This window comes from Agarivorans sp. Toyoura001, from assembly GCF_005405585.1.
Classification (GTDB): domain Bacteria; phylum Pseudomonadota; class Gammaproteobacteria; order Enterobacterales; family Celerinatantimonadaceae; genus Agarivorans.
Genome location: NZ_BJEQ01000022.1, coordinates 59,666 through 71,143, shown reverse-complemented (window position 1 = coordinate 71,143; position 11,478 = coordinate 59,666). Strand labels below are relative to the sequence as shown.

Sequence of the window (11,478 nt, the reverse complement as noted above, 5' to 3'; positions counted from 1 at the left end):
CAGTGGCCATGCCAGAAGACATGGCGGTGGTGATAATCAACTCCAACAAAAAACGCGGTTTAGTGGACAGTGAATACAATACCCGCCGCGAGCAATGTGAAGCCGCCGCGAAAGGCTTAGGAGTGAGCTCACTGCGTGATGTGAGTGAAGCCCTGTTTGCGGAAAAGCAACACAGCCTAGACCCACTGGTGGCCAAACGCGCCCGCCACGTGATAACTGAAAATGCCCGCACCTTAGCGGCAGCCGAGGCCCTAAAAGCCAACGACATGGCGACCTTGAGTGTACTGATGGAGCAATCTCATGCCTCGATGCGTGATGATTTTGAAATCACCGTACCGGAAGTGAACTGCATTGTAGATATCGTGAAACAGGTGCTAGGCCACCAAGGTGGCGTACGCATGACGGGTGGTGGCTTTGGTGGTTGTATTGTGGCGCTTATGCCGCCTCAATTGGTCGATGAGGTATGCCAAGCAGTGGAGCAGCAATACCAAACCGTGACCGGTTTAAAAGAGAGCATTTACGTGTGTAAGGCGATGGACGGAGCGAGTGACTGTAAATCTCAATAGATAACATTGAGCCTTGGCATGCTCGGGGCTTTTTTGTATCTAAAGTACTAATTAGGGATTAAGCGGAAGATTGAGCTTTGTTGGCGTCCCCTACAGGATTCGAACCTGTGTCTAAGACTTAGGAGGTCCTTGTTCTATCCAGCTGAACTAAGGGGACGTAACAATCCTTGCCGCTAAACTATTAGCAAGGATTGTTATTATACTCAGCTTTAACTTGATGAAAAGCAAAGCTTTACTGTTTGCTCACTAAGTCACCAAGCTGAATGTTGGCTACCATTGTTGGGTCTAGCGCTACAACAATGGCACTGTCTTGGTATACCTGCTCAATTTGTACCATGCTGTCGGCCACAATTTGTTCTTGTCGTGGAATATCCCAATTACCCCAGTGGTAATTTTGATGAATTAAATTAAGCAGCATACCTTTATTCAGCTGATTGGCTTTGCCTAAATTAATTTGCCAACGGTCTGGGCCTAATACTTTCACTACGCTACCTTGTAAGGGCTGACAAGCGAGTAGGGCGTCTACTTCAGAAATAGCTTGTTGCAGAGTGCTGTTTAAGGTTTGCCCGTAAGCCGATAGCCAAAATTCGGCAGAGTAGGGAGAAATCACTTCTCTGGCATCAAACTCCCAAGGGGCATTTACTGAGAATCGTTTGTTATAAATCTCTTCTAAGTCGATTGCGTTATACACTCGCACATTCATTACAAAGTAACGTTGCGGGTAAGATAAGTTAATAAACTTGGGTTTATGTTCTTGGTCTAAAGATATGTTTTCAATTTCTAAACCGAGTAAGTATTGAGCACCATAGCGATCTGCGACGTCTTTAATGCCTTTAAAATTATGCTCGCCAGGTTTGTAATAGTTAAGGGGCAGTTTAGGCGGATGTTTTACGTTGAACTGAGTACCCACTTCACGTGCTATATCGTAAGCGCGCTGTTCTACCGCAGGCGAGATTTCGTGTAATTGTCCCACTCTTACTTGGTGTTGTTGCTTTAGGAAAGGGGGCAATAGCAACATGTTTTTACTGTAGCCGCTGGCTTTGCACTGACTAGCCGCTGGAAAAACATCGGCTTGCAAAATGACATAGTATTGTTGGCCGTGGTTGCCTTCTTCTAATACTTTTAAGTTATGTAACGAACCTTTAGACACCACTTCAATTTGATCGAGAGTTAAGCGACCGCCATTCACTTGGCTTACGCTTGTTACCGATGCGCCTGAGTACAATAGCAATTGCTTCACTGCGTCTTGTGTAGCCACGCTTTTAGCTTGTTCCATGTCGTTGTTCACGATGGTTGCTTGGCCTTTGGCCTCGTACCATACCGCGTGAGTTGACAGGCTAATTAGCATGCCAATATAAAAAATGAACTGTTTCATAAGGCCCTCCTGCTCACTAACTAGCAATAACTATACCTAAAGATAAACGTTATTTTTTTGACTGGAATGGTTATTGCTTGGTAAGGCGTAAGTCGGAGGAGATTGATATGCGTTTTACGACATTAATTATTTTGCTGGTTACGCTTCAAGGATGCAATACCAGCTTACATCATGTTTCAAATTACCCTTATGTTGAACCTAGAGAACAACAGGATGCTGCTTTATATGTACATGTAGACAACCTTTCTCGGCAACTTACCGACAATTTAGGTCTTACCGAAAGCGATTCAGTGGCCGTTAGCACGGTAGTTGATTTAGATGACTTACAGTCCAGCGACAGTTTTGGGCGGCAAGTGGCCGAGGCAATGTTTGCCGCTTTGTCTAGAGAAGGGGTGAACATGGTAGAGCCAAGGTTAACTGGCCGCCTACAAATGGACCCTGGTTATGGCGAGTTTTCCTTATCGCGTGACGCTGAATTACTGCGCAAAGAAATGGAAATTACTTACGTAGTGGTGGGGAGTTTCCAGCGCACTACATCAGGCAGGCACGTTAACATGCGTTTAGTCGAACTCTCTAGCCAAGAGGTGGTATCGGCGGCCTATCAATTTGTACCAAATATAGCGGGGGCAACCTCGCCTCGAGTGACTAGCGTTAATGGGAGCTTGGAGCGTCATGAACAATCTGTACTTTAGAACTTGGTTTTTAAGTTTATCCGTTTTACTGCTTTTAGCATGTACTCCAACCACTCAAGTGAAAAAAGTTGAGTGGACGTACGAGCCACCAGGCGACTTCACTGTGGTGAACGCAGTAGGCTACGCGCCCATCAGCCAACAGCGAGGAGCCGATTTGTCTTCTAAGCAGTTGCGGGCAATGAAAGCTTCCAAGTTGGATGCTTATCGTGAGTTGTCTGAACAAGTATATGGACAACACATTGATAGTACGGCGACGGTAAGCGATATGGTGTTAGGGAACGAGCGTTTAGCCGCTTCGGTAGCGGGCGTTATTCGCGGCGCTAAAGTGATGAGTGCTTATGCAGTAGATGATGTGTATGTTACTGAATTGCAATTAGATTTTAGAGAAGTATATCGAGTGACCATGTCTATGTCGCCAACGCGTCACTTAGAGAGTCAAAAAACCGTTCAATTTTAGTAAAGATTTTACCTTTTAGGCCGATACTTTAAGCGTAATAGACGATTAAGGAAGCGACATGAAAGGTATTAGCTTGGTAGCGTTAGCTACTTCGATGTTGATGGGGTGCTCAAGCTCCCCGTCGATGCAAAAAGTGGTGGTGTACGATGGTTCTAAACATCACGCCCCCCATACTCATAACTCCCATTATCAAGAGGGAGTGATTGATGAGAATGGCCAGCTGTTTTTAAGTGGTAGCCAAAGCCGCTCATTAACACCGCCCGCGCCAGAAATGCACGATCCAAATGTACAGCGCTCACTTACTGACTATGTAAACCTAATGTCACAGCGCTTGGTATCTAGCTCGCACTTTGTTAATGCTGAAACGCCGATTGGCGTAGCGTCGTTTGTTCCTTTAGATAACCTTAAGACCACAGATCTTTTTGGTATGCAGCTAGCCGAAAGCTTTGTTTATGAAATGCAGCAAAGTGGCTTCTCAGTGATTGATTATAAAACTACCGGTTTTATTCGCATCACTCCAGAAGGTGATTTTGTGTATAGCCGCAACGTTAAAGAGCTATCTAAGCGTTTACCTATAGAATATTTGCTAGTGGGTACCTTTAGTAAATCTAATGAAGGTATTTTAGTTAATGCTCGAATTGTTGGTGCGCAATCAAAAGTAGTGGTTGCTTCAGCACAAGAGTTAATTCCTAACGAAGTTTACCAAAGTAAGGTTCCTGTTCCGGTTAAACGTGACGGAGTGATGATTATAGAGTCTCGCACTCAAGCGAATAAAGCTAAAATGCCAATGGGGGAGAGAGGCTAAGTTTACCCTACGTCTATTACACTACGTAAAACCTTAAACATGTTTGGGGTTTTATTGTATTTAGCCCTCGATAATACTAAACACTTTACTATTCAGCTTAAGGCAGTAAATTCAGAAAATGGTGAGGGGAATCTCATTGGGTAGAGCGGAAGATAAGAAGCTAACTAATGCCAATCAAAAGGCTTAAGTCGTTAAGCTTTAAAACCTTTACCCATGCGTTGTGAGCTATGTTTTTTACCTAGCTTATCGTAGGTAGATGCATTTTGATTTTGGAGTTGGCCAATTACTGCGCTGAGCTGGCGTACTTTTTCGTTACTGGCTTGAATAATCTCACCATTTAGCGCGTTTTGTTGCTGGCATTGCTGCAGCAGTAGTTTAACTGTATCCACTTGCTTACTTAAAGTTAAGTCAGTTTTAAGTTGAGATTTTTCAGCTGACGCTTCAAGTTCTGCATCTGCTTTAGATATCTCTGCTAGGGCCTGCTCTTTTTGTTCTGCAACGGCAAAAAGAGCAATAGTATCGTCTTGTTCAAGCGCGACCTTTTCTTGCTCTAAAAGAGAAAGCAGCAAGGTAAGTTGCTGCTCTTGAGTATTCAGTAGGGCTGTAATCATTGCCTAATTACCCAAGTGCTTTGTTAAACTCGCTTTCGAAATCACCCATTTTTTGAGCAACTTTATTAGCATCAACTTGGTAAGTGCCGTCGGCTACAGCTTGCTTAATAGATTCCAGCTTTGAGCTTCTGCTGTCTGAATCGTTGAGCAAATTCTGCTGAATACGGTTTAGTTGTTGTGCTTCGTTAGTAAGCATAACTGAATCCTGGGCTGCAGCAGAACCAGCGGGTGAACGTTGTTCAGCGCTTTCTTTAGTGCCTTTGTCGGCGACTCTATTTGAGTCTACTTGACTAGGACGGTTTCCACCTAAGTTGTTAATGTTTAAAGCCATAATGGCGCCCCACAGTTAATCAATTTTTCGTATTCAATAAAGCTATCGGCTTACCTTTGTAGAACTTTAGAAAAAAATTAAAGTTTTACGTCAACAATTCCTAATGCTTTTACTCGGCCGGTGACAAGTCGCTGAGATTGGTTATTTCTAACCTTAATGGTATCACCGATACTACCACTAGATAAAGCCGTGCCCTGAGTTGTAACATTCAGCCCACCAGCATTGGCAGAAATGGTTACCGCTTCACCTTTACATACTATGCAAATATCGCGCCCAGTTATAATTTGGTCTTTTCTTAATGCTCGTCTTAGTTTAGCACCTAGCAAGGGCTCTAGGTCGGTAAAGTAACTGCCGCGTAAACGGTTCTCTGGTAAAAAGTCTAAGCTCACTTGGGAATGGTTTAGCGCTGCGCCTTCTTGTATTGGTGTTGCAGCAACTACCACCGCCAGCAGAACTTGTTTTCTAACGGGAATGTATAAACGCCAGTTAGCATGTTCGTCGCAACTGACTAAAACACTGGTGTTTCTGCGGACTTCACCATTGGCAAGGCTGTACTCATAACCATTAGTGCACTCAGGAATAGCAACCCGTTCATCAAGTTGATTGGCACTAAGCTCAATTTTTTGACTATGGTCATGATTGATTTGTGAACGAACGAATTCTACTGCCTCTGTTTCGAGCTGCGAATGCAGTTCGCTTGTGTGAGCAGTAAGACTAAAACAAAATAATAACAGTGGAGCAGCAATTTTTATCAACATTTCCTATATGATACCGATAAAGCAAAGTAACAATTGGCTTTTTTGTCTATGCTTAACAAGTTGATGCTAAGTCATTAAGCGTCAAAATTACGACAAACAAGCTAGATTGAGCGATAGTATACAGGGGTTAAGCAAAGTTGATGCCCCTTTCTAAGGAGTGATAAGTATATGGCGGGTATTTTAGATTCGGTAAACCAGCGTACGCAGTTAGTAGGGCAGAATCGCCTCGAATTGTTGTTATTTAGGTTAAATGGGTCTCAGCGCTATGGTATTAACGTTTTTAAAGTAAAAGAAGTATTGCAGTGTCCGCCTCTAACCGCGCTACCTAAACTAAATCCAGTTATTCGTGGTGTTGCGCACATTCGCGGTAAAACTATTTCAGTTATTGACCTTAGTTCTGCAACTGGTGGCCGACCTATTGAAGATGTAAGCAAGTGCTTCATTATTATTTCAGAGTATAACCGTTCAGTTCAGGGCTTCTTAGTGGGGTCGGTTGAACGTATTGTTAACATGAACTGGGAAGATATTTTACCGCCACCAAAAGGTGCTGGTAAATTTAACTATCTAACAGCGGTGACTGAGGTAGAAAAAGAGTTAGTCTCTATTCTTGATGTAGAGAAAATTCTTGATGAAATCTCGCCCGTTGATACTACGGTGAGTAAAGAAATTGTTGAAGAAGCCGCAGCCAACGTTCGAATAGACAAAAAAGTACTGGTGGTTGACGATTCGTCAGTGGCCCGTAACCAGGTAAAACGTGCGGTAACATCTTTAGGTGTTGAAGCATTGTTATGTCAAGATGGGCGAGAAGCCTTAGAGTTGCTAGCTACAATGGCTAAAGACGGGCCTATTACTGACCAGATCGCTTTGGTGATTTCTGATATTGAAATGCCTGAAATGGACGGATACACCTTAACCGCTGAAGTGCGTTCTCATCCAGATCTAAAAGATTTACATATTATTTTGCATACGTCTTTAAGTGGCGTATTTAACCAAGCAATGGTAAATAAAGTTGGGGCCAATGCTTTTATTGCTAAATTTAACCCCGATGAGTTAGCAGCTGCTGTTCGTCAATCTTTATAGAGAGTGTGGATGCATTTGTGAGAACTATAACAGATGATGTATACAAGCAATTTTGTGGCTTTTTAGAAAAGCAGTGCGGAATTGTACTAGGTGACAATAAACAGTATTTAGTGAAAAGTCGTTTGTCACCGCTAATGTCTCAGTATTCGGCAGAAAGTCTTACCGAATTGGTTCAAAAAGCCATGAGTTTACGTGAACGTGATTTACGTGCTGCTGTCGTAGATGCCATGACGACAAACGAAACCTTATGGTTTCGCGATACCTATCCGTTCCAGCTTTTATCCGATAGATTGTTACCTGAGTTTCAAAAACAAACTCGTCCGGTAAAAATTTGGTCAGCAGCCAGTTCATCAGGTCAAGAACCCTATTCGATAATGATGACGTCACTTGAATACCAAGCAAAGCGTCCAGGTGCTTTACCTATGGGGATTCAAGTAGTGGGTACTGATATATCACCTTCTATGCTTGAACACTGTAAACGCGGAGAATACGATTCATTAGCCCTCGCTCGTGGTTTATCCCCGGAACGAAAACGCCAATTTTTTGAAGCTACTACCGATGGTAGTTTTCGGGTGAATGACAAAGTACGTAAAAATGTTAGCTTTAGACCCTTAAACTTGCTTGATAGTTATGCACTAATGGGGAAATTTGACATTATTTTCTGCCGTAATGTACTTATTTACTTTAACGCAGATGTTAAGTCGAAAATTCTTAATCAGTTTGCTCAGGCTTTAAATCCAAATGGTTATTTGATGCTTGGCGCTTCTGAATCAATCACCGGCTTAACCGACCGATTTAATATGTTACGTTGCAACCCAGGCATCGTTTACCAATTAAAGTAAAAAAATAGATAGCGGCAGTAAAGGGCAATAGTTGCCGCTTTACTTGCCGTCAAACTATCAGCACTCCTTACCTTTCGCTGGTTGAAGTAACTAAGTCCTTTAGTTAACTGAATTAAAAGTGTCAAAAAAACTCTGGCATAGCTTTTGCAAAATAATTTTTGTGAAAGTGTTTAGAGGTGTATATGGCAATTACTTTTGATAAAGCATTAGGTGTTCATCAGCATACCGTGGGAGTGAGAGCTCGCCGTTCTGAAGTGATCGCAAGTAATATTGCTAACGCAGATACACCTAACTATAAAGCACGAGACTTAGATTTTAATAAAGCATTCGCAGCCGCTAAAAGTAAGCAAAGTGGTGGAATGCAGTTAACTAACGAGCGCCATATTGGTGGTGGAAACAGCCAGTTCTCTGAATTGGGTTTCCAAATTCCAGACCAGCCTGATACGGGCGATGGCAATACTGTTGATGTACAAAAAGAAAAAGCAGCCTTTATGCAAAACGGCTTAGAATACCAAGCGGGCATTGGCTTTCTATCTAGCAAGTTTAGTGGTTTACGTAATGCAATTAAGGGAGGTCAATAATGAGCTTTTTTAATGTCTTTGATGTTACTGCTTCGGCAATGAAAGCGCAGTCGGTACGTTTAAATACCACCGCTAGCAACTTAGCCAATGCCGACAGTATCAGTTCAAGCATCGATCAAACTTATCGAGCGAGAAAACCTGTATTTGCGGCTGAGTTTACTAAAGCCACTCAATTTCAAGGTGACTCTGCTCAGGTTAAGGTGGCAGGAATCGTTGAATCCGATGCGCCTTTGCGCAAGGAATACTATCCAGAGCACCCAATGGCTAACGAAGAAGGTTATATTTTTAAACCTAACGTTAATGTGATTGAAGAAATGGCCGATATGATGAGCGCTTCACGCTCCTATCAAGCAAATGTTCAAGTTACTGAAGCAGCCAAACAAATGCTAAATAGCACACTTAATCTGGGTAAAAGTTAAGGAGTAGCACGTGTCTACTATTGATCCACTACAGAGTAATTATTGGCAGCCGGAATCAGTGGTTCCTGAAAGCAACAATAATCAGTCCTTAGGGCAAGAAGATTTCTTCTCGCTATTAACGACCCAGTTGCAATATCAAGACCCAAGTAAGCCGGTCGACAATGCCGAAATGATTGCCCAAATGGCATCTTTTCAAACCTCAGAAGGTATTGCTGAACTCGGCACCAAGTTCGACACAATGAATTCGATCATGAATTCGTCTGCTGCGCTACAAGCATCCACCTTAGTGGGGCAGAAAGTATTGGTACCTTTAGATTATGGCCATAACGGTGGTAATGGATTTGAAGGTGTTGCCGTTACTGGTGCAGCGACCACTAATGTAAAAGTTTCTGTCGAGAACGCAGCCGGTGAAGTGGTGAAAGTTATCGATTTAGGAGAGGGAAGCGGCAACATGCCATTCTCTTGGGATGGCACCGATTCTAATGGGAATGCGATGCCTGAAGGTAAGTACAACATTAAGGTTAATGGTGTTCAAGGCGGTCAAGAGATCAGTTTACCCACTGCAACCTATGCAAGCGTTGGTAGCGTAAGCTTAGCAGGCGGTACATCTGGCGTAATCGTCAATTTAGAAGGCTTGGGTGGTATCGCGATGAGCGATGTACTTGAAGTTGCCAAAGCCTAACAAAGAATAGTAAAACGATAGGAGATTGAGAGATGTCATTTAATATCGCTCTGAGCGGCATCAATGCCTCGCAAAAGGATCTTGACGTAACAGCGAACAACATTGCTAACGTCAACACCATTGGTTTTAAAGAGTCTCGTGCAGAATTTGCCGATGTGTATGCAACATCGATTTTTGCTAACGCTCGAACTGCAGTTGGTAATGGTGTAAAAACCGTGGATGTTGCGCAGCAATTCCACCAAGGTAGTCTTAACTTTACCCAAAACGCATTAGATTTGGCGATTAGTGGTGAAGGCTTCTTTGTTACGGCTTCAGATTTAACCACCCAAACTCGTGAGTTCACCCGTGCTGGAGCATTTAAGCTTAATGCCGATAACTTTATTGTTAACTCGCAAGGTCAATACTTACAAGGCTACACGGTTAACAACAGTGGCACGCCTTCAGCAGTGAGTATGGCTGCAACTAAAGCTATCCAAATTAGTGCTGAAGTCGGTAACCCTACTATGACCAGCCAAGTGGATATGAGCTTTAACTTGCCGTCTAGCGGAACCACTCATGATATTGGTGACTTTGACCCATCAGACAGTAATACCTATACCTCTGCAACATCGGTAACGGTATATGACTCTCAAGGTGGTTCACACGTCGCCGAAACTTTCTTTATTAAAGATGCAACCACGGCAAATACTTGGCACAAGTTAATTTACATTGATGGTCAGCCAACCGACGTCGCTGGTGGTACCGCCAATACGCCAAATGCCGGTAATGCTAACCCAAATATTCCAGCCTCGGCTACTTTGACCTTTGATAATACTGGTGCTTTAGCCTCTACTGCGCCAGCAATTATTGAAACAGTGCCACTAGGCACGGCTCCGCCAAGTGGCCCTGGTGGAGTGTGGGATCCAGTAACAGGTTCGGTTGACCCGACTCAAGTGATTACCTTTAACTTAAATGGTCCAACTCAATACAACTCTGCCTTTGAAGTATCAGCGCTGTCTCAAGATGGTTCTACCGTGGGTAAACTGACAGGTATTGATATCGGCCCTGATGGCTTAGTTGTGGCGTCTTATAGTAATGGTGAAACAACCAATATTTCTAAAGTATCGGTGGCTAACTTTGCTAATAACCAAGGTTTGGCACAAATCGGTGATACCGCTTGGCAGCAAACCCAGTTAAGTGGCGAGGCCATTGCGGGTGAAGGTAATACAGGTACTTTTGGTAAAATTAACTCCGCTTCTTTAGAGCAAGCGAACGTTAACCTTACTGAACAGCTGGTTAATTTAATCAGTGCACAACGTAACTTCCAAGCTAACTCTCGAGCTTTAGAAGTTAACTCAACACTACAGCAAACCATTATCCAAATTCGTTAATCAATGAAATCGGTAATGATAAAAAGGCAGCATTAGCTGCCTTTTTAATTTATTGATTTATATGAACTTATCGTACTAATGCTTACCTTTATTTTTCTTTGGCATTAAATTTGCTCTTATTTCCTTTGAGTCAGCTAATTGACGAAGGAAATAGAAATGGACCAATTACTCTACATATCGATGACCGGTGCAAAACAAAATATGCATTCGATCGCGGTACGCGGAAACAACCTAGCAAATGCTAACACTACTGGCTTTAAAGCTGATCTAGAGAATGCTCGCTCAATGCAAGCCTTTGGACCCGGCATGCCGTCTCGTGTATTTGCCATGACCGAACGTCCTACCCAAAATTTTACCGATGGATTACTAAAAACCACCGGCAGAGATTTAGATGTGGCGATTAAAGGCGAAGGTTGGATTTCGGTTCAAGATAAAGATGGTACAGAAGCGTTATCGCGTAACGGTAATTTCACTGTGTCTGCAGCGGGTGTATTACAAACCATGCAAGGGCAAGCAGTGTTAGGCAACCAAGATGCGCCTATCATTATTCCTTTACCTGTTGAGAAGCTAGAGATTAACGAAGATGGCACCATCCAAATTCGCCCTGAAGGCGCGCCTGCTGATGCCTTGGAAGAAATTAACAGAATTAAGCTAAGTAAACCGTTTGCCGGCGATCTAACAAAAGGTGACGACGGCCTATTTAGATCAACCATTGGTCAAGCATTTCAACCCGACGCAACGGTTGAGCTCACCAAGGGTGCACTGGAAGGGAGTAATGTGAACCCTGTGCAAGAAATGACACATATGATCAGCATGCAGCGTCAATTTGAAATGCAAATTAAAATGATGAAAACCGCTGAAGAAAACGAAAAAGCAACCAACAGCTTGTTGCGATTGAGCTAGGAATAA

At 43.1% G+C, this 11,478-nt stretch carries 14 protein-coding genes, 1 tRNA gene and 1 pseudogene; 11 read left to right on the top strand and 5 right to left on the bottom strand.

The features are described from left to right. Window positions 1-566 (top strand): annotated as a pseudogene (locus FFR00_RS19425) (galactokinase); the annotation flags it as partial. A gap of 81 nt (window positions 567-647) precedes the next feature. On the opposite strand, the gene FFR00_RS19420 reads toward FFR00_RS19425, so the two are convergent. After that, window positions 648-723, bottom strand: a tRNA-Arg gene (locus tag FFR00_RS19420). Between the two features lie 75 nt (window positions 724-798). Next, a complete protein-coding gene (locus FFR00_RS19415) occupies window positions 799-1,941 on the bottom strand; it encodes a flagellar assembly protein T N-terminal domain-containing protein (protein WP_137675079.1) in 1,143 nt (380 codons plus the stop codon). 107 nt (window positions 1,942-2,048) lie between these two features. Here FFR00_RS19415 and FFR00_RS19410 point away from each other — a divergent pair, with 107 nt between their 5' ends. From FFR00_RS19410 to FFR00_RS19400, 3 genes are read left to right on the top strand one after another with little or no spacing between them, the layout of a single operon-like run. Then, window positions 2,049-2,633, top strand: coding sequence for a FlgO family outer membrane protein (locus tag FFR00_RS19410; RefSeq protein WP_137675078.1), 585 nt, complete (start codon window positions 2,049-2,051; stop codon window positions 2,631-2,633). Then, window positions 2,614-3,090, top strand: a complete 477-nt coding sequence (locus FFR00_RS19405) for an LPP20 family lipoprotein (protein WP_137675077.1) — start codon at window positions 2,614-2,616, stop codon at window positions 3,088-3,090. Before FFR00_RS19410 ends, FFR00_RS19405 begins: the two co-directional genes overlap by 20 nt. 58 nt (window positions 3,091-3,148) lie before the next feature. Continuing rightward, window positions 3,149-3,895, top strand: coding sequence for a FlgO family outer membrane protein (locus FFR00_RS19400; protein WP_137675076.1), 747 nt, complete (start codon window positions 3,149-3,151; stop codon window positions 3,893-3,895). Between the two features lie 191 nt (window positions 3,896-4,086). On the opposite strand, the gene flgN is transcribed toward FFR00_RS19400, so the two are convergent. The 3 genes from flgN to flgA form a co-directional block, all read right to left on the bottom strand. Continuing rightward, complete coding sequence (flgN, locus tag FFR00_RS19395; RefSeq protein ID WP_137675075.1) at window positions 4,087-4,506, bottom strand: flagellar export chaperone FlgN; 420 nt, start codon at window positions 4,504-4,506, stop codon at window positions 4,087-4,089. A gap of 7 nt (window positions 4,507-4,513) precedes the next feature. Next, complete coding sequence (flgM, locus tag FFR00_RS19390) at window positions 4,514-4,837, bottom strand: flagellar biosynthesis anti-sigma factor FlgM (protein WP_137675074.1); 324 nt, start codon at window positions 4,835-4,837, stop codon at window positions 4,514-4,516. A 77-nt stretch (window positions 4,838-4,914) separates the two neighbouring features. Further along, a complete protein-coding gene (gene flgA / locus FFR00_RS19385) occupies window positions 4,915-5,595 on the bottom strand; it encodes a flagellar basal body P-ring formation chaperone FlgA (protein ID WP_137675073.1) in 681 nt (226 codons plus the stop codon). 168 nt (window positions 5,596-5,763) lie between these two features. On the opposite strand from flgA, the gene FFR00_RS19380 reads away from it, so the two are divergent. From FFR00_RS19380 to FFR00_RS19350, 7 genes are all read left to right on the top strand, one after another. Then, a complete protein-coding gene (locus FFR00_RS19380; RefSeq protein WP_137675072.1) occupies window positions 5,764-6,675 on the top strand; it encodes a chemotaxis protein CheV in 912 nt (303 codons plus the stop codon). Between the two features lie 17 nt (window positions 6,676-6,692). Then, window positions 6,693-7,517: a protein-glutamate O-methyltransferase CheR gene (locus tag FFR00_RS19375; protein WP_137675071.1), complete on the top strand. Its 825-nt coding sequence runs from the start codon at window positions 6,693-6,695 to the stop codon at window positions 7,515-7,517. Between the two features lie 182 nt (window positions 7,518-7,699). Then, the gene (flgB, locus tag FFR00_RS19370; RefSeq protein ID WP_137675070.1) at window positions 7,700-8,098 is read left to right on the top strand and encodes a flagellar basal body rod protein FlgB; all 399 of its coding nucleotides are present in this window, start codon (window positions 7,700-7,702) and stop codon (window positions 8,096-8,098) included. After that, the gene (gene flgC / locus FFR00_RS19365) at window positions 8,098-8,517 is read left to right on the top strand and encodes a flagellar basal body rod protein FlgC (protein WP_137675069.1); all 420 of its coding nucleotides are present in this window, start codon (window positions 8,098-8,100) and stop codon (window positions 8,515-8,517) included. The genes flgB and flgC overlap by 1 nt, the downstream gene beginning before the upstream one ends. A gap of 10 nt (window positions 8,518-8,527) precedes the next feature. Next, window positions 8,528-9,199: a flagellar hook assembly protein FlgD gene (locus tag FFR00_RS19360; protein ID WP_137675068.1), complete on the top strand. Its 672-nt coding sequence runs from the start codon at window positions 8,528-8,530 to the stop codon at window positions 9,197-9,199. Window positions 9,200-9,231: 32 nt separating this feature from the next. Further along, a complete protein-coding gene (gene flgE / locus FFR00_RS19355; protein WP_137675067.1) occupies window positions 9,232-10,569 on the top strand; it encodes a flagellar hook protein FlgE in 1,338 nt (445 codons plus the stop codon). Window positions 10,570-10,725: 156 nt separating this feature from the next. After that, complete coding sequence (locus tag FFR00_RS19350) at window positions 10,726-11,472, top strand: flagellar basal body rod protein FlgF (RefSeq protein ID WP_137675066.1); 747 nt, start codon at window positions 10,726-10,728, stop codon at window positions 11,470-11,472. The last annotated feature ends 6 nt before the right edge of the window (window positions 11,473-11,478 follow it).